General features: G+C 68.3%; 32 protein-coding genes. 10 read left to right on the forward strand and 22 right to left on the reverse strand.

All coding sequences use genetic code 11. The features are described 5' to 3' along the window. Position 1 precedes the first annotated feature (1 nt). Genes AC1DW8_RS13370 through AC1DW8_RS13385 form a run of 4 tightly spaced genes read right to left on the reverse strand, consistent with a single transcriptional unit; the run spans position 2 to position 4,066 of the window. The gene (locus AC1DW8_RS13370) at positions 2–715 is read right to left on the reverse strand and encodes a maleylpyruvate isomerase family mycothiol-dependent enzyme (RefSeq protein WP_478094563.1); all 714 of its coding nucleotides are present in this window, start codon (positions 713–715) and stop codon (positions 2–4) included. Continuing rightward, positions 715–1,557 carry a fumarylacetoacetate hydrolase family protein gene (locus AC1DW8_RS13375; RefSeq protein ID WP_478094565.1) on the reverse strand — a complete coding sequence of 281 codons (843 nt, stop codon included), beginning with the start codon at positions 1,555–1,557 and terminating at the stop codon, positions 715–717. Before AC1DW8_RS13375 ends, AC1DW8_RS13370 begins: the two co-directional genes overlap by 1 nt. Further along, on the reverse strand, positions 1,554–2,717 hold the full coding sequence (locus AC1DW8_RS13380; protein ID WP_478094567.1) for a cupin domain-containing protein: 1,164 nt from the start codon (positions 2,715–2,717) through the stop codon (positions 1,554–1,556). Before AC1DW8_RS13380 ends, AC1DW8_RS13375 begins: the two co-directional genes overlap by 4 nt. 14 nt (positions 2,718–2,731) lie before the next feature. Continuing rightward, the gene (locus tag AC1DW8_RS13385; RefSeq protein WP_478094569.1) at positions 2,732–4,066 is read right to left on the reverse strand and encodes an MFS transporter; all 1,335 of its coding nucleotides are present in this window, start codon (positions 4,064–4,066) and stop codon (positions 2,732–2,734) included. A gap of 60 nt (positions 4,067–4,126) precedes the next feature. Here AC1DW8_RS13385 and AC1DW8_RS13390 point away from each other — a divergent pair, with 60 nt between their 5' ends. Both AC1DW8_RS13390 and AC1DW8_RS13395 read left to right on the forward strand, forming a co-directional pair. Next, the gene (locus AC1DW8_RS13390) at positions 4,127–4,954 is read left to right on the forward strand and encodes an IclR family transcriptional regulator (RefSeq protein WP_478094571.1); all 828 of its coding nucleotides are present in this window, start codon (positions 4,127–4,129) and stop codon (positions 4,952–4,954) included. A gap of 287 nt (positions 4,955–5,241) precedes the next feature. Then, a complete protein-coding gene (locus AC1DW8_RS13395; RefSeq protein ID WP_056779821.1) occupies positions 5,242–5,631 on the forward strand; it encodes a hypothetical protein in 390 nt (129 codons plus the stop codon). Positions 5,632–5,871: 240 nt separating this feature from the next. Here the strand turns inward: AC1DW8_RS13395 and AC1DW8_RS13400 are convergent, their stop codons facing one another. Continuing rightward, positions 5,872–6,231, reverse strand: coding sequence for a YtxH domain-containing protein (locus AC1DW8_RS13400; protein ID WP_478094573.1), 360 nt, complete (start codon positions 6,229–6,231; stop codon positions 5,872–5,874). 486 nt (positions 6,232–6,717) lie between these two features. Between AC1DW8_RS13400 and AC1DW8_RS13405 the strand changes: the two genes are divergently transcribed. Next, a complete protein-coding gene (locus tag AC1DW8_RS13405) occupies positions 6,718–7,110 on the forward strand; it encodes a hypothetical protein (RefSeq protein ID WP_056779816.1) in 393 nt (130 codons plus the stop codon). Between the two features lie 28 nt (positions 7,111–7,138). On the opposite strand, the gene AC1DW8_RS13410 is transcribed toward AC1DW8_RS13405, so the two are convergent. The 6 genes from AC1DW8_RS13410 to AC1DW8_RS13435 all read right to left on the reverse strand — a co-directional run bounded on the left by AC1DW8_RS13410 (position 7,139) and on the right by AC1DW8_RS13435 (position 9,555). After that, positions 7,139–7,396, reverse strand: coding sequence for a Txe/YoeB family addiction module toxin (locus AC1DW8_RS13410; protein ID WP_442273742.1), 258 nt, complete (start codon positions 7,394–7,396; stop codon positions 7,139–7,141). Further along, complete coding sequence (locus AC1DW8_RS13415) at positions 7,393–7,638, reverse strand: type II toxin-antitoxin system Phd/YefM family antitoxin (protein WP_056779810.1); 246 nt, start codon at positions 7,636–7,638, stop codon at positions 7,393–7,395. The genes AC1DW8_RS13410 and AC1DW8_RS13415 overlap by 4 nt, the downstream gene beginning before the upstream one ends. 90 nt (positions 7,639–7,728) lie before the next feature. Then, positions 7,729–7,986 (reverse strand): tyrosine-type recombinase/integrase, encoded by a 258-nt coding sequence (locus AC1DW8_RS13420; RefSeq protein ID WP_478094576.1) that lies wholly within the window; start codon positions 7,984–7,986, stop codon positions 7,729–7,731. A gap of 71 nt (positions 7,987–8,057) precedes the next feature. Then, the gene (locus AC1DW8_RS13425; protein WP_478094578.1) at positions 8,058–8,435 is read right to left on the reverse strand and encodes a hypothetical protein; all 378 of its coding nucleotides are present in this window, start codon (positions 8,433–8,435) and stop codon (positions 8,058–8,060) included. Positions 8,436–8,750: 315 nt separating this feature from the next. Then, the gene (locus AC1DW8_RS13430) at positions 8,751–9,032 is read right to left on the reverse strand and encodes a hypothetical protein (protein ID WP_442273743.1); all 282 of its coding nucleotides are present in this window, start codon (positions 9,030–9,032) and stop codon (positions 8,751–8,753) included. Between the two features lie 103 nt (positions 9,033–9,135). After that, positions 9,136–9,555, reverse strand: a complete 420-nt coding sequence (locus tag AC1DW8_RS13435) for an FHA domain-containing protein (RefSeq protein WP_056825008.1) — start codon at positions 9,553–9,555, stop codon at positions 9,136–9,138. Between the two features lie 282 nt (positions 9,556–9,837). On the opposite strand from AC1DW8_RS13435, the gene AC1DW8_RS13440 reads away from it, so the two are divergent. After that, entirely contained in the window at positions 9,838–10,431 is a 594-nt protein-coding gene (locus AC1DW8_RS13440; RefSeq protein WP_478094581.1) for a hypothetical protein, read from the forward strand. A gap of 942 nt (positions 10,432–11,373) precedes the next feature. Here AC1DW8_RS13440 and AC1DW8_RS13445 read toward each other — a convergent pair. Next, positions 11,374–11,943, reverse strand: coding sequence for a GNAT family N-acetyltransferase (locus AC1DW8_RS13445; RefSeq protein ID WP_478094583.1), 570 nt, complete (start codon positions 11,941–11,943; stop codon positions 11,374–11,376). Between the two features lie 444 nt (positions 11,944–12,387). Here AC1DW8_RS13445 and AC1DW8_RS13450 point away from each other — a divergent pair, with 444 nt between their 5' ends. Then, a complete protein-coding gene (locus tag AC1DW8_RS13450; RefSeq protein WP_478094585.1) occupies positions 12,388–13,098 on the forward strand; it encodes an NADase-type glycan-binding domain-containing protein in 711 nt (236 codons plus the stop codon). A 65-nt stretch (positions 13,099–13,163) separates the two neighbouring features. Here AC1DW8_RS13450 and AC1DW8_RS13455 read toward each other — a convergent pair whose 3' ends face one another. Then, on the reverse strand, positions 13,164–13,718 hold the full coding sequence (locus AC1DW8_RS13455) for a hypothetical protein (RefSeq protein WP_056772801.1): 555 nt from the start codon (positions 13,716–13,718) through the stop codon (positions 13,164–13,166). 556 nt (positions 13,719–14,274) lie between these two features. Here AC1DW8_RS13455 and AC1DW8_RS13460 point away from each other — a divergent pair. Beyond that, positions 14,275–14,553 (forward strand): hypothetical protein, encoded by a 279-nt coding sequence (locus tag AC1DW8_RS13460; RefSeq protein WP_478094588.1) that lies wholly within the window; start codon positions 14,275–14,277, stop codon positions 14,551–14,553. 83 nt (positions 14,554–14,636) lie between these two features. Here the strand turns inward: AC1DW8_RS13460 and AC1DW8_RS13465 are convergent, their stop codons facing one another. Together AC1DW8_RS13465 and AC1DW8_RS13470 are read right to left on the reverse strand one after the other, a co-directional pair. Next, entirely contained in the window at positions 14,637–15,293 is a 657-nt protein-coding gene (locus tag AC1DW8_RS13465) for an alpha/beta hydrolase (protein ID WP_478094591.1), read from the reverse strand. Positions 15,294–15,310: 17 nt separating this feature from the next. After that, positions 15,311–15,886 (reverse strand): NADPH-dependent F420 reductase, encoded by a 576-nt coding sequence (locus AC1DW8_RS13470; protein WP_056772809.1) that lies wholly within the window; start codon positions 15,884–15,886, stop codon positions 15,311–15,313. 203 nt (positions 15,887–16,089) lie between these two features. Here AC1DW8_RS13470 and AC1DW8_RS13475 point away from each other — a divergent pair, with 203 nt between their 5' ends. Next, positions 16,090–16,512, forward strand: coding sequence for a MarR family winged helix-turn-helix transcriptional regulator (locus tag AC1DW8_RS13475; RefSeq protein ID WP_056773028.1), 423 nt, complete (start codon positions 16,090–16,092; stop codon positions 16,510–16,512). Between the two features lie 140 nt (positions 16,513–16,652). On the opposite strand, the gene AC1DW8_RS13480 is transcribed toward AC1DW8_RS13475, so the two are convergent. Next, positions 16,653–17,864, reverse strand: coding sequence for an amidohydrolase (locus AC1DW8_RS13480; RefSeq protein WP_478094593.1), 1,212 nt, complete (start codon positions 17,862–17,864; stop codon positions 16,653–16,655). 432 nt (positions 17,865–18,296) lie between these two features. On the opposite strand from AC1DW8_RS13480, the gene AC1DW8_RS13485 reads away from it, so the two are divergent. Further along, entirely contained in the window at positions 18,297–18,818 is a 522-nt protein-coding gene (locus AC1DW8_RS13485; protein ID WP_156415459.1) for a hypothetical protein, read from the forward strand. A 656-nt stretch (positions 18,819–19,474) separates the two neighbouring features. Here AC1DW8_RS13485 and AC1DW8_RS13490 read toward each other — a convergent pair. The 6 genes from AC1DW8_RS13490 to AC1DW8_RS13515 all read right to left on the reverse strand — a co-directional run bounded on the left by AC1DW8_RS13490 (position 19,475) and on the right by AC1DW8_RS13515 (position 23,474). After that, the gene (locus tag AC1DW8_RS13490) at positions 19,475–19,597 is read right to left on the reverse strand and encodes a hypothetical protein (RefSeq protein WP_255358395.1); all 123 of its coding nucleotides are present in this window, start codon (positions 19,595–19,597) and stop codon (positions 19,475–19,477) included. A 52-nt stretch (positions 19,598–19,649) separates the two neighbouring features. Further along, complete coding sequence (locus tag AC1DW8_RS13495) at positions 19,650–20,750, reverse strand: cation diffusion facilitator family transporter (RefSeq protein WP_478094595.1); 1,101 nt, start codon at positions 20,748–20,750, stop codon at positions 19,650–19,652. Next, entirely contained in the window at positions 20,747–21,133 is a 387-nt protein-coding gene (locus AC1DW8_RS13500) for an ArsR/SmtB family transcription factor (protein ID WP_478094598.1), read from the reverse strand. The genes AC1DW8_RS13495 and AC1DW8_RS13500 overlap by 4 nt, the downstream gene beginning before the upstream one ends. Before the next feature lie 74 nt (positions 21,134–21,207). Next, positions 21,208–21,942 carry a GAF and ANTAR domain-containing protein gene (locus tag AC1DW8_RS13505; RefSeq protein WP_478094600.1) on the reverse strand — a complete coding sequence of 245 codons (735 nt, stop codon included), beginning with the start codon at positions 21,940–21,942 and terminating at the stop codon, positions 21,208–21,210. 64 nt (positions 21,943–22,006) lie between these two features. Further along, positions 22,007–22,684: a GAF and ANTAR domain-containing protein gene (locus AC1DW8_RS13510; RefSeq protein WP_478094602.1), complete on the reverse strand. Its 678-nt coding sequence runs from the start codon at positions 22,682–22,684 to the stop codon at positions 22,007–22,009. Positions 22,685–23,204: 520 nt separating this feature from the next. Then, positions 23,205–23,474 (reverse strand): GNAT family N-acetyltransferase, encoded by a 270-nt coding sequence (locus tag AC1DW8_RS13515; RefSeq protein ID WP_478094951.1) that lies wholly within the window; start codon positions 23,472–23,474, stop codon positions 23,205–23,207. Between the two features lie 366 nt (positions 23,475–23,840). Here AC1DW8_RS13515 and serA point away from each other — a divergent pair, with 366 nt between their 5' ends. Together serA and AC1DW8_RS13525 are read left to right on the forward strand one after the other, a co-directional pair. Beyond that, positions 23,841–25,043 (forward strand): phosphoglycerate dehydrogenase, encoded by a 1,203-nt coding sequence (gene serA, locus AC1DW8_RS13520; RefSeq protein WP_478094604.1) that lies wholly within the window; start codon positions 23,841–23,843, stop codon positions 25,041–25,043. 196 nt (positions 25,044–25,239) lie between these two features. Further along, positions 25,240–25,911, forward strand: a complete 672-nt coding sequence (locus tag AC1DW8_RS13525; protein ID WP_478094606.1) for a response regulator — start codon at positions 25,240–25,242, stop codon at positions 25,909–25,911. Positions 25,912–25,928 lie beyond the last annotated feature (17 nt).

Here is a 25,928-nt window from a genome sequence, read left to right on the forward strand (position 1 = left end):
GTCAGAGCCAGCGGGGGAGGGTGGGGACGGTGCCGCCGTCGGCGTGCAGTCGGGTGGCCGGTCGGCCGGAGAGGTATGCCGTGAGCTGCGCGAGCGGCCCCCGGATGGTGGTCGGATGACCCGCCCCCATGGCGGCCCAAGTTCGGTCGTCGTCGGTGGGTGCCAGCTCGAGGGCCGGGCCGTCGGCTCCCGCGGAACGCCTGGCGGTGGTGTCGTCCAGCAGCGCAGCGATGAAGCCCGTGGGCAGGTCGTCGAACGTCACGACCCCGCCGAGGTCGACGGCGTGAACCATGACCTCGCGCGACCGCATCCACGGGATCTCGCTCGCGGGGACGGTGCGACCCTGGGCGGTGCGCACGTGCCTGGCCCACTGCTCGGGGCTGAGGGCGTCGAGCGAGCCCGCCAGTCGGGCTGCCGACGAGGCCATCCCGTGCCGCAGCTCGGTCGCGGGACGCTGCGACCCGGTCTCGATGTCGGCGTCGCGCTGCTCAAGGGAGGAGTACATCGTGGTCTCCTCGCCCGTGCGTGCCCAGTGGACGAGGTTGCCGAGCGCGTCGGCGTTCGCGGCGACGTGGGCGACGACGTGCCTGCCCGTCCAGCCGGGCAGGGTGCCCGGGGCGGCGAGGGTCTCGTCGTCGAGGCTCTCCAGCGCCTTGAGGAAGAGGTCGGTGCCCTCCCGCATCCACGCGAGGGTCTGCTCGGGGGCGGTGGACATCAGCCGCGCCCGTCGTCCACGACGACGTTCTCACATCGGCCGAGGCCCTCGACCTCGGTGACGACCTTCTGCCCTGCCATGAGGTAGCGAGCCGGGGTGCGGGCGTGTCCAACGCCGCCGGGGGTCCCCGAGGCGATGAGGTCGCCGGGCTGGAGCGTGATGATCGTCGAGACGTACTCGACGAGGGCGACCGGGTCGAAGAGCAGGTCACCGGTGTTGTTCTCCTGCACGACCTCCCCGTCGACCTCGGTGCGGATCGCGAGGGTCGGACGCACCCCACCGGGCAGCTCGTCGGGCGTGACGAGCCACGGGCCGACGGGGGTCGTGGCCTCCCAGTTCTTGCCCTGGAGCCACTCCTTGGTGCGGAACTGCCAGTCGCGGGCGGTGATGTCGTTGAGCGTCGCGAAGCCGGCGATCGCGGCCTCTGCCTCCGCAGTCGTCGCCCGCCGCACGGGCGCACCGATGACGATCGCGAGCTCGCACTCCCAGTCGAGCTGCTCGGTCTCGGCGGGCCGCTGGATGTCGTCGTGCGCGCCGATGAGGGTCTCGGCGTACTTGCTGAAGAGCGTCGGATAGTGGGGCAGGTCGCGCCCCATCTCGAGGATGTGGTTGCGGTAGTTGAGCCCGACGCAGACGACCTTCCCCGGTCGGGTCACGACGGGGGCGTATGCCGCCGCGCCGAGGTCCACGGTCGCGCCGGCTGCCGCTTCGGCCGCCTCGCGCCAGTCGGGCTGTGCGAGAAACGAACCCACGTCTGGGGCGCCCAGCCGCGTCGCGGTCGTGCCGTCGATGCGGACCGCCTCGGTCGTGCCGTCGGCGTGGCGGAGGGTGGCGAGCTTCATCGGGGAAGTCCTTCTGTGACGGGGGCGGAGACGGAGGTGCGGGCGAGGTTGAGGGCTTCGAAGATCGGGCTGTCGCTGAAACGGAAGAGATCGAGCGCGCCTGAGTCGGAGTCGGCGGCGGAGGCCTCGGAGCGGATCGACAGGGGCTGCCACGACGGCACGACGAAGAGGTCGCCACGGGTGACGCTCCAGCTCGTGTCGCCGACGGTCACGGTGCCGGCGCCGTCGAAGACCTGGAAGACGGACGAGCCGACCTCCTGGCGGGGGGCGGTCTCGGCGCCGCTCCGCACCCGGTGGAACTCGGTGCGGATCGTCGGCAGCACGTCACCGCCGTTCGTGGGGTTGGTGAAGCGGACGGCGGCGTGCCCCGGCTCGACCGTGGCGGCATACCCCTCGTCCTCGAGGTCGAGCTGGTCCTGGAGGGCGAGGTTCGTGTCGGCCCAGCGGTAGGCGAGGAGCGGGCTGGCCGGCGTCGGGCCGGGGACGGAGACGGGGCGCAGGCCCGGGTGACCCCAGAGCCGCTGCGAGCGCGAGCGCTCAGGCGTGGCGCGCTCGGCGTCGGAGATCTCGTCGCGTCCGAACTCGAAGAACTGGGACTCGGTGTAGTACTGGAACGGGATGTCGAGCCCGTCGATCCACGCCATCGGCTTCGCGGCTGCGTTGTGGTGGGCGTGGAGGTTCCATCCGGCTTGGGGGAGGAAGTCGCCGCGACTCATCGGCACGGGGTCCTGGCCGACGACGGTCCAGACCCCCTCACCCTCGACGACGAAGCGGAAGGCGTTCTGGGTGTGGCGGTGCTCGGGGGCGTCCTCTCCCGGCATGAGGTACTGGATCGCGGCCCAGAGCGTCGGGGTCGCGAAAGGGCGACCGCGGAGCGAGGGGTTGGCGAGGGCGATCGCCCGGCGCTCGCCGCCGCGACCGACGGGGACGAGGTGGCCGGCGCGGTCGGCGAGCTCGAGAAGGGTCTGCCACTGCCAGCGGTGCGGCGTCGCCTTGCTCTGGGGGTGGGCCGGCATGAGGTCACCGATCTCGGTCCACAGCGGCACGAGGAGCTCGTCCTCGAAGCCGCGGTAGAGGGCCTCGAGCTCGGGCGAGGGGGTCGGCTGGTCGGGGGAGTCGACCGCCTCGATCTGCACAGGGGAGGTGGCTGCCTGGGTCATGGTCGTTCCTTTCATCAGTGGACGAGGACGTCGGCGACGGAGCGTGCCCGGACGGCGGGCTTCGTGACGACGGCGGTCACGGCGAGGAGGACCGCGGCGAGTCCGGCCGCGACGGAGAAGGCGAGGAAGTTGCTGCCGACGCCGAGACCGGCGTCGAGGAGGAGGCCGCCGACCTGCGGGGCGAGCACGGCACCGAGGCGGCCGACGCCGAGCGCGAAGCCGAGCGACGTGCCGCGCAGGGTGGGCGGGTAGTGACTCGCGACCGCCGCGATGATGAGGCACTGAGTGCCGTGGGTGCCGACACCGGCGAGGATGAGGGCGGCGTAGATCGGGGTGGCGTCGCTCGGGTAGGTGAGCAGGAACGCGAGGGCGGCGGCAGCCACCGCCGCGGCGACGACCGCGCTCCGGAGCGGCCCGAACCGCACTCCGGCCCAGGCTGTGACGACCGAGCCGAGCACGGCGCCGAGGTTGAGGGCCAGCAGGAACGTCAGGGGCTGACCCATCTCGAAGCGGGGGTCGGAGCCCATCAGCTTGGGCAGCCACGTGCCGAGGCCGTACCAGGCGAAGAGGGTGGCGACCGTGGCGGCGGCGAAGAGCACCGTCGGTCGGAGGAACCGCCCGCGCAGGATCGTGCGGAAGCCGGGGGCGTGCGTCTCGGTGGTGTGTTCGCTCTCGTCGTGGACGAGGCCGAACTGCGCCTCGACGGCCTTGCCCTGGGCTACCCGGCCGTGGGCTCGCAGCCACGTAGGCGACTCGGGGAGCAGGAGGTAGCAGAGCGGCAGGAGCACGAGCACGGCAGCGAAGGCGACGGCATACATGGAGCGCCAGCCGTGGGCGGGCAGAAGCCAGAGGCCGAGGACCGCGGCGACGGAGCCGCCGATCGGTACTCCCGACATCATCATCGTCGAGACGGTCGAACGGTGCTTGCGCGAGACGAACTCCGCCGTCAGCGCGTTGGCCGACGGCACGAGGCCGCCGAGGCCGAGACCCGCCAGGAAACGGAAGCCACCGAACACCTCGGCATTCGGTGCGAGGGCACAGAGGGCGGTGAAGAGCGAGAACCACAGGGTGGCCCAGAGGATCGTGCGTCGTCGTCCGAGCTTGTCGGAGAGCAGTCCCGCGCCCAGGGCACCGACGAGCATGCCGGTGAAGGCGAGGCTCCCGATGAAGCCGGCGGAGGTCGGAGTGAGATCCCAGCCCTTCTCCTCGAGGAGGCTGGGGAGGGTCGTCCCGTAGACGATGAGGTCATAGCCGTCGAAGACGACGATGAGCCAGCAGAGGAGCGTCACGAGCCACGCGGGCCGACGGGCGGCCAGGGGCCGGTTCTGGGTGGGGGGCGTCATTGCCATAGGCACGACTGTGGACTAGGTTCGCCATGACGGAACAGATAATTCTTCTATGAGGAATCAATGGCCCCGGATCGCGCCCAGAAGAACCGCCCCCAGTACGCCCTGACGAGCGTCGACCACGCTCTCCGGCTCGCCGTCATGCTGCAGGTCGAAGGCCCGGTCACCGTCTCCGACGCCGCCGAGCGGTTGGGCGTCGCCCGGTCGACGGCCCACCGGCTGCTCTCGATGCTCGTCTACCGCGACTTCGCGCGGCAGGCTGAGGACCGCCGTTACCACGCCGGACCCGTGATCTCGTTGACGGCGGACTCGCAGTCACGCACCGCGCTGCTGCGCACCATCGCGATGCCCCACCTGCACGCCCTCGTGGGCCGCCTCGGCGAGTCGGCCAACTTGCTCGTCCTCGCGGGCGACTACGCCCGCTTCATCGGGTCGGTCGAGAGCAGCCAGGCCCTGCGGGTCGGCAACCGCGAGGGCATGGTCTTTCCTGCCCACCTGACATCCGGCGGCAAGCTCATGCTCGCCGATCTCACCGTCGAGGAGCGGGCCGAGCTGTACGCCGCCGACCGCTGGGACGGACGCACCGACGAGCGGCCCGACCTGAGCGCGCTGGGCCAGGAGCTCGACGTGGTGCGCGAGCGCGGTTTCGCCATCAACAAGGACCGCACGGAGAGCGGGGTCACCGCGGTCGGCCGGGGCGTCCGCGTCGGCGACCGGGTCACCGCAGCCGTCACCGTCTCGATGCCGACGGTCCGCTTCGACGAGTCCCGGCTCGTCGACGTCGTCAGCGCGCTGGCGCTCGCTGCCCGCGATATCGAGCATGACCTGAACGCGGCCCTGCGCGTCGAGAGCATGGCCGCCGTCGTAGCGCCACATCCGGAAATGGCGTGAGCTTCGGAACCCGTAATGGTCTCTGAGTTCCTCATTGTGGGCATGGCGAAACGGTAAGGACCCCCGCCACGACCTGTGCAGACCCGGCGGCGCAACGCGGGATGGTCGGGCGTCATGCCCTCAACGCGGCACGAGGGACATATGGGGGTGAAGTGACCCACTCTCGGCCGTTGTGCTGCGCAGCGACCCGATGAGGAGTACGCCGGGACCTTGGGCTTTCGAACGCACAGAGTCCCAAGTGCTTAGTCAGCCCGTCTGCAAAGCTCGTACTCGGAGGAGGGCAAGCCATGATCAAACGCTTATCTGCCACAGCCATCGCCGGAGCATTCGCGATGATCGCCTTTGCGCCCGCAGCGTCAGCGGATCCCAAGACCACGACGATCCCGTTGACCTGCAACAACGGTCAGACGCTTGAGGCAGCCTTCAACGGGAACGGGGACTTCACTCCCGGGCACGTGGTCGGCAGCACGCAAACGTTCGTCATTCAATCCCTTCAGGCGACAGCGACGTTCACGCCCACCGGTGGCGACCCCGTCGTCGTGCAGCAGCTCGACACGTCCAAGCCGCACGTGCACGGAGATCTCGTGACCTGCCATTTCGACTTCGTGCGGGAGACCGCAACAGGGTCCTTCCACGGGGTCGGGACCTCAGTCGTCTTCATCACGCCGGCTTCGTAGCGGACATACGAGGGTGCGCATCGGTCGAGCTCCGAGCTTGACTTGATGCACTACAGCGCGGACTCCGCGCTGCCCCATGAGGAGGGGCGACGAAGCTCGCGGTCTACGGCATGAGCGCGTATCCCACTGGTCGCAGGAGGCTGGGTCTGGACGATGTCCCGTGATCTGGCCGGCGTCATGGGCGTCATGTCGCTGGCCGAGTCAGACCGGAGTCCGGCGCCGCGATCAGGTGGCGGGCTCTCAGGGCAGCGGACCCTTGGGTCCGTGGTCCCTCTGGAACTGCACGGCCTCCTCGATGGCGTCGTCCGTGGCCTCCCGCGACGACGGGGCGGAGCCGTCGTCTGAGCCCGAGTCCGATGATCCGGACACGGCCGAGGTGACCTTTGAGGTCGCCGTCCTCGCGGCATCGGCCACCTTGTCCGCGACGACCGGCGCCTGTTCGCGCACCAGCTGTGCACCCTGGTGTGCCTTCTCCTGCACGCGGGGGTCGTCCTTCAGCTGGCCGATCGCGCGCATGAACTGCTCGTAGGGCTCCCGCCCGGCCCGCGAGCCGAGCAGGAAGCCGACCGCGCCGGCGGTGACGATGAGCAGTCTCTTCATGAGGGGCCTCCGTTTGTCGGGTCGTCGCCCTAGGTCGGGCGCCGACGGTCTCCATGACGCATACCCACCACCGCCTGGTTCGGCATCAACGCACGGCCGGTCGCGGGTCCCGTTCCACCTAGGGTTCGGCTCTCGTTGGTGGATGCATGAGCCCCCAGATGAAGCGATCTGCGTCGCTTGAAGCGGCTGAACAAACTGGCCCACCCTGGTGACAAAGCGCCTTACATTGGCCCGACCGCGCGGCGGCATGGTCTGACGCCCCGTCCTCAAAGCGGCTACTCAGGGCGAGTCCCGGTGGGGGGTCGCGTTCTTGAGCCCGGACCTCTCAGAGGTGGTCGCAGCCGTCGCTCTTGTCGGGCAGCCTCCGGAGTCATAGGTCGTTGCATCCGCTCGTCAGCGCGACCGATCTGCGGCAAATCCGGTAGTCGTCTCAGCCGCTGGCGTGGCCTGCGCGGGAGTGTCATTGGCAACTGGCAGGCTGCGCGGATGAAGATCTACGTCTCTGGCCCGCTCAGCGATACGGTCACGGTCCAGCAGGTCCAGGACACCGCCCTTGCCGCGGGCCACGAGCTGACTTTGGACTGGAGCGCGGATGTGTCCTTCGCTGAGGGCTACGCCACTCAAGCGGAGCGGTCGGCCCGGATGGCGCAAGACGAACTCGAAGCGGTGATCGCGGCGGACGCCGTTCTTGTCGTGGCCTCTCAGCACGACGGCAGGGGCATGTTCGTCGAGCTCGGCGCAGCACTCACGCGAGCCAGCCGCGGTGAGCTGAACCACGTCGTACTTATCGGCGAGATCCATCACGAGAGCGTCTTCTACTTCCATCCGCTCGTGCAGCGCGTACCCACCGTTGAGCACTGGCTCGCCCAACTGCCGTGAACTACTGGCGGCAGGAGCGGATGACTCCTCAGTCGTAGTGGAAGCGGGCCTGAAGGACGACCAGGTCGTCGCCGTCGATGAGGTAAACGAGCCGGTGCTCTTCAGTGATCCGACGTGACCAGGCGCCGGCCAGCATGTGCCGCAGCGGCTCGGGCTTACCGATGCCAGCCACTGGGTCGCGAAGTGCGTCATCGATGAGCCGGTTGATCCGTTTGAGCATCTGCCGGTCAGCAGCAAGCCAGTACGTGTAGTCCGCCCATCCGTTCGGTGTGAAGACCAGCCTCATCGCGCCAGGTCGTGCTCGTCCCGCTGCCCGGACCGTGCCTGCTGCAGGCTCTCAAGCAGGTGTCGGGCATTGGCTGGGACCCGCAACAGATGAGCTGTCTCCTCGAGCGCGTCGTAGTCTGCGCGGGACATCAGCACCGCGTCGCCGCGGCGGGAGGTTATCTCGATCGGTGTGCGGTCCTCGTTGACCTGCTCGATCAGCGGAAACAAGTTCTTCCGGGCCTCGCTTGCAGTGACAGCCATGACATCTCCTACTGGTACAGGTTCTTGTACCAGTGTGTCACGATCGGCGTCCGCCGACAAACGTCCGCCATTCTCGTGACGGCGCTGGGTTTAGGTGCCTGAGGCCATGTAGGCGGCGAGGATGTAGTTGGGGTGGCGGTCGAGGTTCTTCCGGGCCCGGTCGTAACGCATGGTCGTGCGCGGGTCGGCGTGCCGGGCGGCGATCTGGACGTCGCGCAGGTCAACGCCGGCGTCGAGCATGGTCGTGACGAACGTGTGGCGCAGCATGTGTGGGTGCATCCGGGCGACGTGCACGCCGCCGACTTCGGCGAGGTGGTGCAGGCGTCGAGTGGCACAGTGTCGGTCCATCCGGGTGCCGCGGCCGGTTCGCAGAGTCGGTCCCGAGGTGCGGGCGTCGACGGCGCGGTCGATGGCGCGGGCTACCGCCGGTGGCAGGGTGTCAGGACTACCTTGCCGCCTTTGCCGGTCACGCGTAGGACGCGGTGGCCGTGTTCTTCGCCAAGGTCGGAGATGTCGGCGCCGCAGGCTTCGAAGATCCGCAGCCCGAGCAGGCCGAGCATCGCGACGAGGGCGAAGTCGTTTACGTTGGTGGAGGTGCGGGCGGTGGCGAGCATCGCTTCGAACTGCAGATGGGTCAGTCCGAGGGTGGGTGACTCGGCGGGCACGTTCGGGCGCCGAACGTGCTCGGCCGGTGACTGCGCCAGGACGGCGTCGATGACGCAGGTCCGGTAGAACCCGGCGACGACCGCGACGCGGCGGCTCACGGTCGAAGGCTTGTAGCGCCGGGTCTCCTGCATCCACCGGATGTAGAGCTCGATGTGCGGTCGTTGCGCGGTCAGCGGGTCCAGGCCGTGTCCGCGTCACCAGGTCAGGAATGCGCGCAGGTCGGACTCGGTGTGAACCCGGGACTGTCCTTCGAACCGGGCCAGGTAGGCGGCGACCGCGCGTCTGAGCGTTTCCGATTCTGGAGGCAGAGGGATCGGGACCAAGACGTTCTCGTAGGTAGTCATCTTTGCAGGGTGAACGGAGTCGGCCGACCCACGAAAGCGCCGCCATCATCCCGCAGCAGCGCGCGCAACCTGCAGGACGGCACGATCGGGGGACTCGAACGGTCACCGTCGGCGGCCGGTTCCGCGCTCCCACCACTGACTCGGTGCCCGCTCCCGAATGTCTTGTGCCACCCACTCGACATCCACGCCATTGCAGAACTTCCACAGCTCCTTGGCGGCACGTGAGTACTGGAACAACGCTTGGTCCGCCTCGAACGCATCCAGCTCACCGGCGCGGAACCGGTCGATCTCGAGCCCGACCCGCTCCACGAGCTGGGCCAGCTGCGCCTCGTGGAAGGCACTCACGGTCGCCGCGGCCGCACGACGCTCAGCACTCGGGGACATGAGTCTCAGGCTAATCCGGGGACCGATGTCATGTGTCTGTCACTGCCGCCCCTAACCGCGGCCGCGTCGACGGCTGGCCCGCATGCGGCATGTCCGGAAGCGTTCAGGGCTCGTACTCTCCCTCGACGTAGAGGAAGCGGCAGGCCCCAAACTGGAGCTCGTCGCCGTGTCGAAGAAGGCCCTGGTCCACCAGTCGGTGATTCACCCAGCAGCCATTGAGGGAGCCTTCATCGACAAGTTCGTAGCCCTCTTCGCGCCGCATGAGCGTCGCGTGATGGCGTGAGACGTTCGCAGGAGATAGCCACACGAGGCACTCGTCACCCCGGCCAACGCGAACCTCCTGACGCCACAAGAGAAAGCGCGAGCCAACCACTGGACCGCCAATCCCCACGAGCATCGCGGTGCCGTGACGCAAATCTGCTATGGCCTGTAGGTCCACAGCGGAGAGATGGTGCACGCCGGCGAGCGCTCCAGTAAGCCAGGACTGCGTGGAGTCTTCACCGTTACCACTCGTGTCGTCCATGCGTGACCTCCCGGCACTCGCTTCGGCGCCGCCAGTGTGCTGACCATTGTCGCCCGACCTGTAGGCGGGCGACAGGAACGCACCTGCTTCGCTCACTCCCTTGTCGCCGCGATCGCCCGGAGAGCGGCATGTGCGGAGTTCAACAGTCTCAGCAAACTCCCAACGGACATACAGGCAACACGGAGGCTTCGTCAAACTTCTGCGCAGCATCTGGATGGGGAGTATGCCGGAAAGAGGGCCATCGCCGAATGGCCCAAGACATCCACCCCAGGAGGTGGCCTCATGACCCGAACTCGCGGCATGACCCTCGCAGCAGCACTGATGGCCGGATTGGCCGTTCCAGCGTTCTCGCTGGCGGCGCCGGCTTCCGCGGCCCCCGCCGGAAACGGCCCATGGCACACCGAGTTTGACGAGCCGTTCACCGACGTTCAACAAGACTTCTGCGACGTTCCTGGCCTGACGGTGGGGTACACGTTTGGCGGAGTCAACCAGGTCCGGACGGCTCGCACCCTCGGCCCCGACGGCTTCCCCTACTCCATGGGCTACTACACCGCCAAGGAGCTCTACACCAACGTCGCCACCGGGCAGACAGTCACTGATGAGATCTCAGCCAAGAGCCAAGACGTCCGACTCGTAGACAATGGCGACGGCACGTTCACGCGCTACGTCCACAACCCTGGCACCCACGTCCTGCGTTCCGACGACGGCGTCGTGCTCGCCCGCGGAGCCGGCCTTTTCAGCTACAACGTGGTCTACAACTACGCGGGCACCCCCTCCGATCCGTCTGACGACTTCAAGGTAGGACGCCCCTTCAACATCAGGCAGGTGGGTCTCACCATCGACTTCTGCGCCGTCATCGTCGGCGCGATCGGCTAGCCGAGCGTCATGGCCACGGCGTGGGCCCACGTCGGCTCTCCGCGCGGTGCCCAGCCAAAGGTTGAGGCCGGCGTGTCTCCACCGCCGGGGCTCGTGGCGACGAAAATGCCGTTCTCGAACCCCCGGACATCGGCATGTGAGTGCGCCACACCAATCCGTACCTGTCCTGAGTCTTCGCCGGCGAGGGGGGGTACCGCCTCCGGATGGTGGTGGTCGGCGCGCAACTACCGTTCCGGGCCGCTCGAGCCATTGACCGAAGGGGTCGCCTTGCGGACCCTCTGTCCGGGTCCACTGGTCGGCAACCGCTTGAAGACCGAGTGCCACGACTCCGGTCTCGGCTGGAATGATGTCCCACCTTTCACGGCACCACGAGCGATAGGCAGCCAACCCCGGGTCGTCATCCTCCGGAGGACTGGCCCAGTCCTCGTTCCAACACGGCTCTGGGTAGCCGACCGCCAATAGGCGTAGGACGTGCAGGGCGGAGGGCAGCACCGCGAAGAGGATTGACCCCGAACCCGACCCGTGGTGGACCACCTGTTGCTGCCCCTGGTCATCCAGCCACAGGCACACTGAAGACCCATCTCCGCCCGTTCGGAGGACGAACCACAGTCGGTCCGGGTCGGTCAGATACCCGCTCCAGCCGACGCGTGCAGGGTCGCCGATCTCGACGAGCGAACGCCCGTCCTGGCCGGGGTCGACCAAGGAGCCGTAGCCGTTGCGCACGTACCTGACCCGCTCCGCCCACTCGGCGAGCTCCAGGAACTCCATCGGCATCTCGAAGTGCGCTGGCATTCCGGCCACGAGGTCCAATGCGGGCTGAGTCATGAGCACATCTTGGTGGTTCGAGTATGCCGATTGTCCGGTATTGACGACTGTCTGGCTGCAGGGTGGGACGTCCGTCCTCAACGCGGCTACATGAGCGTGCACCTGTTGAGCCCGGACTCAGCGAGTGTGAACCGGCTCGGAGGAGGGCTGCCAGTCCCGCCTGAGCAATCCGAAGACCCAGGAATCAGAGACCTCGCCATTCACGACGCAGTCTTCACGCAACCGCCCTTCGCGCACGAACCCAAGCTTCTCAAGCACACGGGCGGATGCGATATTGCGCGTATCTGCCTCAGCCTGGACACGATTCAGGTCCAGCGTGTCGAACGCCCACCCGAGCAGAGCACGCGCGGCCTCCGTCGCGTAGCCGTGGCCCCACGACGCCTCGGTGAAGCAATAGCCCAGTGAGGCGCTCCGGTAGTCCGGATCCCACTTGCTCAGGTGGCACCACCCGATGAACGCTCCGTCGGAGTCGCGGTCCACGGCTACTCGCGCCCCTGTGCCCTCTTCGGCCATCTGCCGGCAAGCCTCGATGAAACGCTCGGAGCGCCCGCGATCGCTCCAGGGCGGCGAGTCCCAGTAGCGCAGCACAAACGCATTGCTCTGCAACTCGAAGAGGTCGTTGGCATCCGTGTCGTCGAAGGGACGCAGTCGAAGGTGACGAGTCAGCAGTGTGGGGGTCGGCAACATTTGCGTCAGGTCCCTCTCCGGTCGTTGGGCCAGTCCACCCAACATCTCGGTATGCCCGTTCGCAACGCATTTTCCCGGCCCAAGACAACGAGAGCGCTCATCGGCACGACCGATCGGCGGCATAAGCGCGTGTCTCGCCGTTGCAAGCAGATTTGCGTTGGCTGCGGGGCGTCCGGAGGCGTTCATGTATGGACTCGTTTGAGGCACATCGACACTACATCGGCATCTGAGAGGTGTCTGCATTACTCATGCGGGCGAAGACGCTGGCCCTGTGCACCTCACGACTGCATGCAAACGTGTCCGCGTTGATGCGTTCGTTCTGAGCGAGAACGAGCATCCCGATGCCAAGGTCTGCAGCACGCCGGATCGTGGATCCTCGAAGTTCGCGCAAGGTCGTTCGCCGCGTGCCATCCTGAGATAGGACCGGTTCCGAGGGATCATCAAATGGCCGAGGACAACCGCACGTGGCTTGTGCGAGCGATCGTGCAAGGGGTATTCATCACGCTCCTTGCCACCGCATTGGGCGCCGTCTTCAGCGCCAGAGTGACGGAGGCCATCGCTCCACCGACCTGCGATGCGACCAAGGACCTCGCTAGCCTCCGCCCAGCTGACCAAGAAGCGAGCTCGTCGCGCGACCCCGAACATGACTCGCAGGGACGAGAACTCACCTACGGAGCCGACCGGGTTGTCGATGGTGACACTGCGACCGGTTGGGCTGAGGGTGCCCCAGGGCTCGGGCTGAACGAGTCTCTAACCTTTCATTTCGACCATCCTGTGGCCTTGTCTCTGCTGTGCATCGTCAACGGATACGGGCAGTCCTGGCCCCTCTACACCCGCAATCCACGAGTTCGCGCCCTCGCCGTCACCGCGTCACAGGACGAGGATGTCCTTGCGGCCGCACCGGGACAGCAACGCGTGCTCCGAAACGTCCCAACCCAGGCTGGCGACACGACACCGGACGGCGCGGCGAACCGTCTGCTGACGCTCACCGATGCTGGGACTCAAGATCACGTCGCCGTATTCCAGACGGCGGAAGTCGACTTCACAGACGTGCGGACACTCACGCTGCGGATCGTGAGTGTCTACTCGGGCGTGACCGTGGACCGCTTTCCTGACACCTCGATCTCCGAGATCGAGTTCTGGGGATCGCCATGAAGGGGCCCCTGCCGGCAGACCGGGTGATTCTCAGAGTAGGACGGTCAGCAACATCGAGAGCGCCATCACGCGGTGACGTGCGACCTGAGGTCAGCAAGAGCGGCTGGGTTCGACTCCATGCCTCGGTCGAGGCGAATACTTCGAATCTGTTGCTCCAATGAGCGAGGGTAAGGCCTGAGGGCTTCCTTCCGTGCGCGCACCTTCTGGAACTCTTCGATAGCGCCGTCCACCTCCGCCGCCAGTTCCTTCGGAAGCACATTGGTGCGGTGGCTCGCGTGCATATGGTCCATCGCTCGACGCAGTCTCACCAAGACCTGCCCGTAGTCGCTGGCCAAGGCCGCGGACTGCTTCGAGCATTCTGCGTAGCCTGCCGTGCTGGGCCACATGGCCAGCCCGGCCGAGGCGACGGCCATCGCCGTGACGACGAGCTGGGCCACCACTCCTTGCGACTCGCTCAACGTCGTCCACACAGCGGCGCCGGTCAGCGCACTCAGCAGTGCTGCCGCGAGCGCGAAACGGTTCGCGCGTCGCGCCATCTCACTGCCGTAGCCGCCGAGTCGCTCGCTCCAGAACAAAGCGCTGTGAATCTCGTACTCGATCGTCGTTGAGATCTGGCTCATCAGGATTCCTCCTGCCTTCCATCTCCATTCTCTCGCGGTAACAGTTCGTGGACCCTGTCTCGTTGGTCACGACACCTCCGTGAGCATGTCGCTGCTCCAGCGGTCATGACAGCGTCAGAGGCGGGGCGATCCTCGTCGACGCACGGCATGGTCGGAAGGGCGTCCTCAACTCGGCATCACAGGAAGACTTCCATCCGCGACGAGAAGTGGGCGAGCGGGCCTGGGTCGTGTGAGTGGCGGGGGAGTGCGCGACCCCGTCCCGTCCCGTCCGAATCTAGTCCGCAAAAGTCCGCAACGTCTCCGAGCAGGGCCCTGTCGAGCCATCGCACCCAACAGTGCCAAAAGCGCGTTTGCGCAGGTCAGAGGCTTGGGACACCACCCGCAGCACGTAGCGACTGGGCCGTTTCAATCACCGGCGTATCGGCCGACTCATCCACTTTCGGCCTCTGACCTGCGGTGACGTCTCCGCAAGTGGCGGAGGACTCCGGCCGTGGCTTTCGCCTCCCGACAGGGGCAAGAGGCATCCGGCCCCGGACTGCGGCCGCTACGTTGGCGTATGGCCACCTTCTACAGGTACAGCGACCGCATCGGCGAGATCACCGGCTACGCCATCTGGGCCCCGGCCTACCGACCCGAATTCGAGGTCGACGCCGGGGCCGCCGCCCAAGCACTGGACGTCGTCATCGGATCAGATCCGAGCGGTCTCTGCGCCATCTCCCCGGGCACGTTCCCTGGCTCGGCGCACGGCGAATGGGGCATCTGGGTGCCCGAGCAACTGCACCCAGCGTTCGAGACCGAGCTGGCGAAACACGGGCACGACGTCGTGGACGGCTGACACTGAGGGAGCCCATCTGCGGTTGGGCGTCCAGGGGCACGCCAGCCGCGCCTCGACGTGGAGGGTGGGCGCGCCGCCGTGGCTCACTCCGAAGGGGCTTCGGAGGGGTCATCCATCAGGGTGACCAGCCAGTCACCCAGGGCCGCCAGCGTCTCCTGGGTGATGGTGTGGCCCCCCGCGTCACGCCGGGAGACGACCACAGCGCCGGACTCGCCGTGGAGGTAGGCCCACGTGCGGTGGAGGAGGTCCCTCGGGATCACGAAGTCCTGGTCACCCTGCGCGACGAAGATCTGTGTCCCGTCGAGGCCGTGTGCGGTCACGGGTACCCCGGCCTCGAAGGGCAGCGTCCCGAGGAGGATCGCTGCCCCCGCGTACCGGCGCGGATCGGACAGGACGAGACCGCCGGCGAAGGCGGCCCCGCCGCTGAACCCGACGAGGACGACCGGGCGGCCTTCCGGCGCGACGGAGTCCAGCCACGCGGTGAACCAGGTGAGGGTCTCGGAAAGCGACTCCGCCACGGGCCGGCCGATCCCGCGGTTGGCGAACCAGGCGAAGCCTCCGCCCTCCACGATCGGTGCCCGGACCGCGGCGTAGGTGGGACCGGTGGGTAGGTAGGGCACCAGCGAGAGGATCGAGGACTCGTCCGAGCCTCGTCCGTGCAGGAGCACGACGAGCGGTGCGTCCGGGTCTGCGGAGCCTGTGGTCACCGCGACGGGACGGCCGAACTGGGTGGAAGGCATCGTCTGTCGGAGGTGGGTCAGGCGATGACGGCGAAGCCGGCCGACCAGGAGACCTTCTCGCTCGCTGCGAGGGAGATCTGGAGGAAGCCGAGGGCCTCGAGCTCGCGGGCGCGGGCCAGTGAGCCGGCGTCGATCGCCTTGAGGCCACCAGCGGCGATCGCGTCGGAGAGCTCGGACTTCGCGTCGGCGTCATCCCCGGCGATGAGAACGGTCGTCGTGTTCGGCCCGACGACACCCGAGGCCAACGTGCCAGCGAAGGTCGTGTTGAACGCCTTGAGCACCGTTGACCGGGGGAGTGCCCGTGCGATCTCGGCGGTCGCGGAGCTGTCTGCCGGGACGACGAGGGAGTCGAACGTCTCGAAGTTCACCGGGTTGGTGATGTCCACGACCGTCTTGCCCGCGAGGCTCTCGCCACGCTCGGCGACGATGGCCGGCACCGCGGCGTAGGGCACCGCGAGGACGACGATGTCGCCGGTGACGGTCGTGGAGCCGTCGCTCTGGCCGAGCAGCTGTACGGAGTGGCCGCCCTTGCCGAACACGCCGGCGATGGCCTGACCCATGTTGCCGGTCCCGATGATGCTGATGTGCGCCATGGCTGTCTCCTGAAGTGATTGGTTGATGCTTCAACCAAGATGACAGTGATTACTTGATGTGTCAAGTAATCGGCTATGCTCGGTTCATGCGATCCCCATCGAGCTCCGAGGCCCAAAGCAGCCTCCTGCCCTCCGAGGGGCCCCTCTCGACGGGTTCATGGCTCGACCCCGAACAGCTCGTGGCCTGGAAGCGCCTCGTCGCCATGGTCGAGCTGATTCCGGGAGTGCTAGATGCTCAGCTGCGGCGTGACTCGGGGCTCACGCACTTCGAGTACTTCGTCCTCGCCATGCTGTCCGAGGCGCCCAGCTGGACCCTGCGCATGACCGCCCTGGCCCAGCAGACCAACGCGTCCCTCACGCGTCTGTCGCACGTCGTACGACGACTTGAGGAACGTGGGCTCGTGACGCGGTTTCCCTGCCCCGAGGACGGCCGCGCCACGAACGCGCGGCTCACCGACGACGGCCACCAGGTGCTCGTCGCTGCGGCGCCGGGGCACGTCTCCACCGTGCGTGAGCACGTCATCGATGCCCTGACTCCCGAGCAGGTCTCGGAGCTGTCCGAGATCGCTGGTGCGATCCTTCGTCGCCTCGACCCTGCCGGCCGGCTGGCCATCGCGGCCGGTTGAAGAGCCTGGACCACGCGCCATCTCGTGGAGAGCGACTGAGCCAGGGGGCTCTGCGTCAGGCGCTGCTCTCGACGACGGGAGCCGGCTCACTCGGTGTACGGCTGCTCCCTCTGGGCCGCGGAAGCCTTGGTTCAGCCGGGCTACTTCGCGAGATAGGTCAGGGCCGCGACGACGAGCGCAGACGTGCCCGTGTCGAGCGTGGGCTGGATCAAGGGTGCGAAGTAGGGGGAGTGGTTCGGTGGCGCTGCGGAGGCGTCGGCGAACCCACCGACGCCCCAGTAGGCATACGGCGTCCCGAAGGCGTCCGGGATCCGGCTGAAGTCCTCACTGGCCGTCACCCGGCCGAGGTCGACCACCCGGTCGGCGAAGTGCTGCTCGAAGGCGCTGCGCACCCTCGCACCGACCCGGTCGTCGTTGCTCGTGAGGGGGTACTGGTCGTAGTAGTCGAACGTCGGTGCCTGCGGGGATCCGGCAGCGTCGCACTCCGCCCGCACGATGCGTTCGATCGCCGCAAGCACCTGAGCGCGGACGTCGTCGTCGTACGTGCGGACGTTGAGCAGCAGCACGGCTCGGTCGGCGATGACGTTGCTCTTCGTGCCGGCGACGCTGCTTCCGACCGTCACGACGGCGAACTCTCCGGGTCTGGTCTCACGGGCCACGATGGTCTGCAGCCTGACCACGATGGATGCTGCGAGCACGACGGGGTCGACGCTCAGGTGTGGCATCGAGCCGTGTGAGCCGACCCCGGAGACGGTGATCCTGATGCTGTCGCCTGCTGACATCACGGGACCGATGGTCGTTGCGACGGTCCCGGCCGGGAGGTCCAGGACGTGCTGGGCGAAAGCGACGTCGGGTCGTGGGACACGTCCGGTCAAGCCGGCATCGAGCATTCCTTGCGCGCCCGAGGCCGTCTCCTCGGCCGGCTGGAACAGGGCGATGAAAGTGCCGTGCCACAGGTCGCGTCGACTCGCGAGCAACTGGGCAGCACCGAGGAGGCAGGTGACGTGGACGTCGTGTCCGCAGGCGTGTGAGACCCCGACCGTTGCTCCGGTCTCGTCCGTGGCTTTGGCCGTGGACGCATACGGCAGGCCGGTCAGCTCGGTGACCGGCAGCGCGTCCATGTCGGCCCGGCACAGCACCGTCTGTCCGGACCCGTTCGGCAGCACGCCGACCACGCCACCACCGAGCTCGTGGATCTCGAAGCCCCACCCGGTGAGCCGCTGGGCGACGGCCGCGGCTGTCTCGGACTCGCGTCCGCTGAGCTCCGGATGGGCATGCAGGTCGCGGTAGAAGTCCTCCTGCCAGGCACGCGTGTGGTGCAGCCCGGCCAGCACCTCGTCGGCGGATGTCATTCGGCGTCACCCCTCGTGGAGTTCGAAGTGCCGGTCCCACGGCGAGGTGACCGTACCCACCCATGCTGTGAGATGGCTCCGAGGGCCATCCGCCCGCTGAGAGCGGCCGGCCGTCTCCGACGGTTCCACAGACCACCTGGGCGCGGGTACGTCCTCGGTCCGGCCATGACTCTCAACCCTCCGCGGAAGGCGACTGATCGTCCTCGGGGCATGACCAGCGCGACGCGCAACCGACCGCTAAACCCCTTGACCCATAGGGGAATCCACGGGCGGAAGTCCCGTGCGGGCGGCTCCGACCGCCTCGCCGCCTACGTGCTCGGAATAGCCGAAAACAGAGCTTCCCGAGTCATTGACAGCCGACTATGCCGTCGAAAGGATGACCTCGTCGCCGCGCCCGGTCAGGGCGTCGGGACAACAAGACGGGGAGAATCTGTGGACGTTATCAGTGGTTCACGCAAGGGCCTGATGGCCAAGGGGCTCACCCTGCTGCTCGCGGTTCCCGCGGCAGCCGTGGTGACGGCTCCGTCCAGCTACGCCGCCTGTGCGGAGGTCGGCAATGTCTACTACACGACGACTCAGTCGCCCACCTACCGCGGCGACTCCGACACCCGGACGTACGGGCGGAGTGGCGGCACCCTGACCATCGCTCTCGGCGAGTCGGTGACCACAGGGGGATCCATCACCGGAACCACGTCGGCAGAGGCGGGCGTCATCTTCGCGAAGGCAAGCGTGTCGGTGGGCGTCACCATCAAGAAGGACTGGACGAGTTCGGTGACCCGTTCGTACTCCTGGAAGGTCCCCTCGACGCAGTCGACCGGCTGGATCGAGGCGGGGCACCACGCATACAAGGTCAGCTACACGAAGAAGACCCTCATCGCTCCGTGCACCCTCCGCACCGACAAGACCGGGACGATCGTGGGCAACACCAGCGCCATCGAGTTCACCCACTCCTGAGTCGTCTCGGTGGTCCAGACACACATCATCACTGCAGCCCCGGCCGGACCGACCGGGGCTGCAGTGCCATCGTCACGACCCGAGCGAGGACGGTCACGGCGCGGGGGATACCTCTCGGTTCTCGTGGCTGTCCTCGTCGCCTCTACCGCGGCGTGCTCGACCAGCCCGACGCCGGCCACGGGCAACGGACCGGCTCGCGCTTCCGTCGGGGCAACGAGCGTTGCCCCGAGTTCGAGCGGTGCGTCGACCCCCGGCACGCCGGCCGTCGCTGCGGCGCCTACTGACCCGATGAATGATCTGAGGGACAAACATGGGCCCGCGGTGGGCCCCAGTCCGCTGTTGTCCGAGCGCGGGACGACGACGGCGACGTACTCGTTGAAGGCGCCACCGGGCTCCGAAGCCTTCGTCTCAGTGAGCTGTCCGGGTCCGGGTCGATACACCGTCACCGGTGACGATGAGGTCCTCATCAGCAGCGTGTGTGCAGGAGCAGCCGCAGCAGACATCAGACTGCCGCTCGCGAGCATCGGCACAACGCTCTCTGTGCAAGCTCCGGGACCCTTCTGGCTGGTCATCGCACCTGTCGCCTGATGTGCCTCGGACGCACTTTCGCTGCTCGGCAAGGACCCACACCCTGCGTGAGGGTCCGTCGGCCGACACTACGAACGCGGCTGCACCGACACCGGACCGGCGTCGGCGGACATGACGCGCTCCTCGAACCATTGCAGGGTCAGCAGAAGACCGAAACCCAGGACGGGCGCAGTCAGGGCCAGGGCAATCACGGCGAGCTCCTCGCGTAGGAAAGTCGTGCCGACACGCCGCCCCGCCGACGCATCACACTGGTCTGTCACCTACCCGGAACAGCCCCGTCTGCGACACACGTTCTCGTGACCCGCCCTCCTGGTGCGCCGGGTAGGCGTGGACCACTGCCGTCGTGAGCCTGGCCGTGGTGCGCACGAGCTCGGCCTCGGCGCGGTGGGCGACGGCGTGGGCAGCGACCAGGCTCGTCGTCGCCTCGACGTCGAGCTCGGCCTCCGCGTGGATCTCGTGGCCGATCCAGCGCATCCGCACGCTGCGCACTGCGGTCACGCCCGGTACGCGGGAGAGGGTGTGCTCGGCCGACTCGACGAGCGAGGGGTCGATCCCGTCCATGAGCCGACGGAGGACGTCTCGGGCCGCGGTGCGCAGCACCAGGACGATGGCGACGGTGATGACCAGGCCGATGACGGGGTCGGCCCAGTTCCAGCCGACCGCGACCCCGCCTGCTCCCACGAGCACCGCGAGGGAGGTGAAGCCGTCGGTCCGCGCGTGGTGGCCGTCGGCCACGAGGGCCGCTGAGCCGATGGCCCGGCCCTCGCGGATGCGGAAGAGCGCGACGGTCTCGTTGCCGATGAAGCCGACGAGTCCCGCCACGGCGACCCATCCCACGTTGTCGACCGGCGCCGGGTGCAGGAGGCGGCCGACGGCCTCCCATCCGGCGAGCACGGCCGACAGGGCGATCATGGCGATGACGAAGAGTCCGGCGAGGTCCTCGGCGCGGCCGTAGCCGTACGTGTAACGGCGGGTGGCGGCGCGCCGGCCGAGCACGAAGGCGATCCAGAGCGGCACCGCGGTGAGCGCGTCGCTGAAGTTGTGGATCGTGTCGGCGAGCAGCGCCACCGACCCGGAGACATAGACGACGCCCAGCTGCGCGAACGCGGTGACGCCGAGGACGACGAGGCTGATCTTCACCGCGCGGATGCCGCGGGCGCTCGACTCCAGGGCCGAGTCGATGGAGTCCGCGGCGTCGTGCGAGTGCGGGGTGACCGCGTGGCGCAGCCGAGCCCACGGGCTCGCGTGCCCATGGGAGTGCCCAGGGTGCGGTCGGGCGCCGTGCCGGTCGTGCGGGTGGTCATGCTCGTGGTCATGCTCGTGGTCCTGAGGAAAGGCGTTCACCGGGACTGCTCGTTCCTGCCGATCGGGGTGATGCTCGAGCCGGCCGACCGGTGGTGTGCGGGGACGCCGTCCGACGCGTGCTCGGCGTGGTGGATCGCGTCACGGACGAGGCTCGCCACGTGGTCGTTCTCGACCCGGTAGAAGACCTGGTTCCCCTCGCGCCGGGTGCGCACCATGTGGGCCATCCTCAGCTTGGCGAGATGCTGCGAGACCGAGGGCGCCGCCTTGCCGAGGGCCTCGGCGAGCTCGTTCACCGGACGCTCGACGTCGCGCAGCGCCCAGAGCAGCCGGATCCGCGTGCCATCGGCGAGCATCCGGAAGACCTCGACGGCCAGCTCGACCTGGTCGTCGGGTAGCCCATCAGTCTGCCTATCTGCATCCATACGCAGATTGTAACGCTGCCTCCCCGGACCGGGACGGGTGAGGGCCGACAGGTGCGCTGGGGTCGACCCACCGGTCACCTCGGGGGTCTGGTGAGCGTGGGGTGCCGCTCGGGCTCGTTGACGACGTCGGTCGCGACGGCGCTCAGACCGAGGCCCGCGCCTCGTGCGTACGAGCGCAGGAGGGAGAAGGCGTCGTCGACGCCGATGCCGTGGATGCGCGAGAGGATGCCCTTGGCCTGCTCGATGCTGATCCGGCTGACCAGGGCGTACTGCAGCTGCTCGGTGAGGACGCCGCTGGCCCGGATGGAGCGCTCCTGCAGGATGCCGATCGTGGCGATGTCGGCGACGGCCTGGACGACGCGTACGTCCGCGTCCTCGAGGGGATGCGCGTGGACGCTGAGCAGCGTCAGTGCACCGATCGCGGTGCCCTGGTGCCGCAGAGGCAGCGCGTGCACCGACTGGTAGCCCAGGGAGGTGGCGAGCCTCGCGAACGCCGGCCACCGGCGGTGTGCCTCGGTGTCACGCAGGTCGGTGTTGACCACGGGCCCACCGGTGTGGAAGCAGTCCTGGCACGGACCGCTCTCGCTCTGGACGGCAAGCGCCTCGAGCAGCCGGACCGACTGCTCGGAGGCCGCCACGAACTGGAGTCGCCCGGTCGGGTCGCCCAGGACGATCCCGGCCGCGCTGGCCGCGCTGATCGTCGCTGCCTTCTCGGCGACGAGCTCGAGGAACTCGATGATGTCGAAGTCGGCGACGAGGGTGTCGGCGACGGCCACGAAGACGTCGGTGAGCTTGTCAAGGGCGATCACGGGCGGTCAGCTCCTTTCGGCAGGTGCGCGTGTGGGCACATGGTCCGCAGACGCTGTCGAGGCGTCATGGGTGCTCCCCGGGATCGTGAGGAGGATGGTCCCGCTGCAGATGGAGTATGCCGTCGATGACGTCCCGGGCCACGGCAGCGATGTCCTGGCCGGCCGCGAAGGCGTGTCCGCGCAGGCGTGCCATCGCCTCGGCGGGCTTCACCCCCAGGTCGACCATGACCATCCCCTGCGCCTGGTAGACCTCCATGCGGTGGGCGAGGACGTCGTCCAGCCCCTCCGGAGCCCGGCCCTCGGAGGCCCCAGCCTGCTCCTGGAGCAGCAGCCGGAGGGCGACCTCGGCGAAGCCGTGGCCCGACGCCAGCGCCTCGGCGGAGAGCGGACCGGCCTGCCTGCGGTAGATGTCGAGCACCCCCACCCGCGCCGAGCCGATCTGCAGGGGGAAGGCGAACACCGCGCCGACCCCGAGCTCGGCCGCCCGAGGCCCGTAGATCGGCCAGCGGTGCGACCCGGCTCCCACGAGGTCGGGCTCGAGCATCGGCCGGCGCGAGGCATGGGCGTCCAGACAGGGACCCTCGCCCAAGGTGAACTGCAGCTCCTCGAGACTGCGGCTACGAGGACCCGCCGCGGCGGCGATCCCGGCCGACCCGTGTCCCTCACCGACCAGGCTGATGCCTGATCCCGACGCCGGGAGGTGACGCACCAAGGCGGCGCACAGCCGGGTCAAGGTGCTCACGAGTCCGTCGGCTCCCGCCGGGAGAGGCTCGTCGGCGAGCTGCAGCAGGATCCGAGCCACTGTTGGGTCCGGCCGGGACGTCGTCACGGGCAACCTCGGTTCTGGGGCATGAACCACAAGCCCGCCGCCGAGGTCCGGGGTCGACCGGCCTGGGATGGCTCCACCCTACGCCTCGTCCGCCGGACGACCGCCGTCCTGACGAGGTAGGAAGGCGCAGCCCGCTCGGGTGGGGTGAGCGGGCCGCGCCGGGTGCACCAGCAGCAGGGGGGTTGCTGCTGGGGCGTGGGCGCGCCCGCCGAGACAGGGGAGCATCGACGGGCGCGCGAGAGTGAGAGTGCCACAGCAGGCTGAGCGAATCCTGCACGCCACGCCGACGGGAAAAGCGCGTCATGATCCGGGCTCTCGATCGTCTTCCTGATGCCGACGGTTCACCCCGCGTTGCCGACGTCAGGGGTCCCGGGTCTGCTCATGGAGGGGTGCATGGGACCCCATCCCTCGCAGGGGCCGGGCCATCGCGACGTCAGGTGCGCAGCTCCATCCGGCGCTCCGGCGGCTCATCGATCGGCCACCCCTCTGGGACTCCGGTGTCGACGAACCCGGCCCGTTCGTACGCCGTCCGCGCCCGGACGTTGTCGTTGCGGACCATGAGATAGGTCGACATCCCCTGGGCCGTAGCCCAGTCCGCCACCGCGCGGATGAGGTGACCCGCCAGTCCGGGGCATCGACCCAGTCGGCGTACCGCGAGCCGAAGGCTTCCGGTGACTCGGACAACGACGCGAGCCGCGCCGATCGGAACCGCTCCAAGTCGTCAGCTCCGATGCGCGTGATCTCCACGCGGCGAACCTAGCAAGTGCGCCGGCGCCCACGCGGTCATGGCGTATGCGTGGCGCTGGCTCCGGGGTGACGGCCCGTCACCTCGTCGCTCGGGCCCATCGCAGAAGCCTGTTCCGGTCTTGCGCCCGAGTCCTCGGGACTGGCGACTCCCTCCTCCACCATGCGCATGGCCTCGAGGTTTCCAACTGGTGGCCACGTGAGCCCGACCAGAGCATGCGTGACACCATCGGGTCGGTCGACCCCGGTGTGGCAGGCGCGCTCGAGCCGCAGCCCACCGACCCGCTAGCACCACAAACCGTCCTGCCCGGACAAGGAGGCGCCCGTGAAGGTCCTGCTGCTGGAGAACGTGCACCCCGTCGCCGTCGAAGCCTTTCGAAGCAACGGCCACGACGTCGAGGTCCGATCCGGGTCCCTCACCGAGGGCGAGCTCATCGACGCTCTGGTCGGAGTCTCGCTGCTGGGGATCCGGTCCAACACGAAGGTCACCCAGCGGGTGCTCGCAGCGGCCGACGACCTCCTCGCCGTCGGGTGCTTCTGCATCGGGACCAACCAGGTCGACCTCACCGCGGCAGCCGCGCACGGTGTCCCGGTCTTCAACGCCCCCTTCTCGAACACGAGGAGCGTCGTCGAGCTGGTCATCGGCGAGATGCTCGCCCTCGCCCGTCGTCTGCCCGAGAAGACCCAGCGCATGCACGACGGGATCTGGGACAAGTCCGCGCGCGGGAGCCACGAGACGCGTGGTCAGACCCTCGGGATCGTCGGCTACGGCAACATCGGCACCCAGCTGTCCAACGTCGCCGAGGCCATCGGCCTCCACGTCGTCTTCTACGACACCGCGGACCGGCTGGCGCACGGGAACGCCCGGCGCCTGGGCTCGCTGGAGCAGCTGCTCGCCGAGTCCGACATCGTCAGCCTCCACGTCGACGGTCGACCCGGCAACGCAGGCCTCTTCGGCGACGAGCAGTTCTCGCTCATGAAGCCCGGCTCGGTGTTCATCAACGCCTCGCGCGGCATGGTGGTCGACGACCAGGCGCTGCGCGCGCACATCCTCTCCGGTCACCTCTCCGGTGCGGCCATCGACGTGTTCCCGTCCGAGCCCAAGGCCCAGGGCGACCCGTTCGAGTCGCCGCTGCGAGGCCTCGACAACGTCATCCTCACCCCGCACGTGGGTGGCTCGACCCAGGAGGCGCAGGAGGAGATCGGGTCCTTCGTCGCGGCCAAGCTGCTCGGGTTCGTGCAGTCGGGTGTCACCTCCCTGTCGGTGAACCTGCCCGAGGTGTCGGCGCCGCCGGCCGACGGCGGCGGCTTCCGGGCCGGCTACCTCCACCACAACGTGCGCGGGGTGCTGGCGTCGATCAACCAGACGCTCTCCGAGGCAGGTGCCAACATCACCGGGCAGTCGCTCTCGACCCGCGGTGAGCTCGGCTACGTCATCACCGACACCGACGTGGCCCTGTCGGACGAGACCCTGGAGCGGCTGCGGCAGCTCGAGGAGACCGTCTGGCTCCGGACCTGGGCGACCTGACGGACGGCTCCGCGCCGGGGCCACAGAGCTCGGTGACTCCGGCATCCGCAGAGACAGAACGAACTACCGTCCCAAGTGCCCGAATCGTCCCGGTCTGAGCCTCTGACCTGCGGATTCGTGAGACGCGGGGCCCCGCCGTCCGCATAATTTCTCAGTGAGGGGCTCGGGGGAGCCCGGAACGTGGGGGGTGGGGACGATGAGCGTGACACTGGGAGTGGGGCCCCGGGTGGGGGTACTCGAGGACTACGTCCGCGTGCTCGTGGTGGACGACCACCAGGCCGTGGCGTCGGCGATGGCGCTGGCGATCGGCCTGCAGGCCGGGCTCGAGTGCATCGGATCGGCGAACTGCGCTTCAGAGGCGCGCGCGTCCGTCGCCGCGCTGCGTCCCGACGTCATCGTCATGGACGTCAACCTCGGTGACGGGGACGGCATCGAGCTCTCTGCCGAGCTCATCCGTGAGGACCCGCGACTGCGTGTCGTCGTGCTCACGGCCGACGTCGACCAGACCCTGCTGCGCCGCGCGGCCGATGCGGGCGCGAGTGCCCTGCTGCTCAAGGACGGCACGCTCACCGAGCTCTTCGAGGCGTTGCGCGGTTGCAAGGGAGACGGGTTCGTCGTGCATCCGCGGGTCCTGCGTGACCTCCTGCGCTGCCCACCTGTCTCGAACCACACGCCGCTGACGGTCCGGGAGACCGAGGTGCTGATGCACCTCTCGGAAGGACACAACGTCGCGACGATCTCCGGACGTCTGGGGATCACGCGCCTCACGTGCCGTGGCTACGTGAAGAACATCATGGTCAAGCTCAACGCGCACTCGCAGCTCGAGGCGGTCGTGACTGCTCGACGGTTCGGACTGATCGGCTCCTGACCGTGCGCCTGCGACCC

The organism is Terrabacter sp. P2_E3 (genome assembly GCF_056403915.1).

Excerpts from the sequence above, each read along its gene's own strand:
- AC1DW8_RS13370 (WP_478094563.1), bottom strand. The coding sequence starts at position 715 with ATGTCCACCGCCCCCGAGCAGACCCTCGCGTGGATGCGGGAGGGCACC.
- AC1DW8_RS13375 (WP_478094565.1), bottom strand. The coding sequence starts at position 1,557 with ATGAAGCTCGCCACCCTCCGCCACGCCGACGGCACGACCGAGGCGGTC.
- AC1DW8_RS13380 (WP_478094567.1), bottom strand. The coding sequence starts at position 2,717 with ATGACCCAGGCAGCCACCTCCCCTGTGCAGATCGAGGCGGTCGACTCC.
- AC1DW8_RS13385 (WP_478094569.1), bottom strand. The coding sequence starts at position 4,066 with ATGGCAATGACGCCCCCCACCCAGAACCGGCCCCTGGCCGCCCGTCGG.
- AC1DW8_RS13390 (WP_478094571.1), top strand. The coding sequence starts at position 4,127 with ATGGCCCCGGATCGCGCCCAGAAGAACCGCCCCCAGTACGCCCTGACG.
- AC1DW8_RS13395 (WP_056779821.1), top strand. The coding sequence starts at position 5,242 with ATGATCAAACGCTTATCTGCCACAGCCATCGCCGGAGCATTCGCGATG.
- AC1DW8_RS13400 (WP_478094573.1), bottom strand. The coding sequence starts at position 6,231 with ATGAAGAGACTGCTCATCGTCACCGCCGGCGCGGTCGGCTTCCTGCTC.
- AC1DW8_RS13405 (WP_056779816.1), top strand. The coding sequence starts at position 6,718 with ATGAAGATCTACGTCTCTGGCCCGCTCAGCGATACGGTCACGGTCCAG.
- AC1DW8_RS13410 (WP_442273742.1), bottom strand. The coding sequence starts at position 7,396 with ATGAGGCTGGTCTTCACACCGAACGGATGGGCGGACTACACGTACTGG.
- AC1DW8_RS13415 (WP_056779810.1), bottom strand. The coding sequence starts at position 7,638 with ATGGCTGTCACTGCAAGCGAGGCCCGGAAGAACTTGTTTCCGCTGATC.
- AC1DW8_RS13420 (WP_478094576.1), bottom strand. The coding sequence starts at position 7,986 with ATGGACCGACACTGTGCCACTCGACGCCTGCACCACCTCGCCGAAGTC.
- AC1DW8_RS13425 (WP_478094578.1), bottom strand. The coding sequence starts at position 8,435 with ATGCAGGAGACCCGGCGCTACAAGCCTTCGACCGTGAGCCGCCGCGTC.
- AC1DW8_RS13430 (WP_442273743.1), bottom strand. The coding sequence starts at position 9,032 with ATGTCCCCGAGTGCTGAGCGTCGTGCGGCCGCGGCGACCGTGAGTGCC.
- AC1DW8_RS13435 (WP_056825008.1), bottom strand. The coding sequence starts at position 9,555 with ATGGACGACACGAGTGGTAACGGTGAAGACTCCACGCAGTCCTGGCTT.
- AC1DW8_RS13440 (WP_478094581.1), top strand. The coding sequence starts at position 9,838 with ATGACCCGAACTCGCGGCATGACCCTCGCAGCAGCACTGATGGCCGGA.
- AC1DW8_RS13445 (WP_478094583.1), bottom strand. The coding sequence starts at position 11,943 with ATGTTGCCGACCCCCACACTGCTGACTCGTCACCTTCGACTGCGTCCC.
- AC1DW8_RS13450 (WP_478094585.1), top strand. The coding sequence starts at position 12,388 with ATGGCCGAGGACAACCGCACGTGGCTTGTGCGAGCGATCGTGCAAGGG.
- AC1DW8_RS13455 (WP_056772801.1), bottom strand. The coding sequence starts at position 13,718 with ATGAGCCAGATCTCAACGACGATCGAGTACGAGATTCACAGCGCTTTG.
- AC1DW8_RS13460 (WP_478094588.1), top strand. The coding sequence starts at position 14,275 with ATGGCCACCTTCTACAGGTACAGCGACCGCATCGGCGAGATCACCGGC.
- AC1DW8_RS13465 (WP_478094591.1), bottom strand. The coding sequence starts at position 15,293 with ATGCCTTCCACCCAGTTCGGCCGTCCCGTCGCGGTGACCACAGGCTCC.
- AC1DW8_RS13470 (WP_056772809.1), bottom strand. The coding sequence starts at position 15,886 with ATGGCGCACATCAGCATCATCGGGACCGGCAACATGGGTCAGGCCATC.
- AC1DW8_RS13475 (WP_056773028.1), top strand. The coding sequence starts at position 16,090 with ATGGTCGAGCTGATTCCGGGAGTGCTAGATGCTCAGCTGCGGCGTGAC.
- AC1DW8_RS13480 (WP_478094593.1), bottom strand. The coding sequence starts at position 17,864 with ATGACATCCGCCGACGAGGTGCTGGCCGGGCTGCACCACACGCGTGCC.
- AC1DW8_RS13500 (WP_478094598.1), bottom strand. The coding sequence starts at position 21,133 with ATGGATGCAGATAGGCAGACTGATGGGCTACCCGACGACCAGGTCGAG.
- AC1DW8_RS13525 (WP_478094606.1), top strand. The coding sequence starts at position 25,240 with ATGAGCGTGACACTGGGAGTGGGGCCCCGGGTGGGGGTACTCGAGGAC.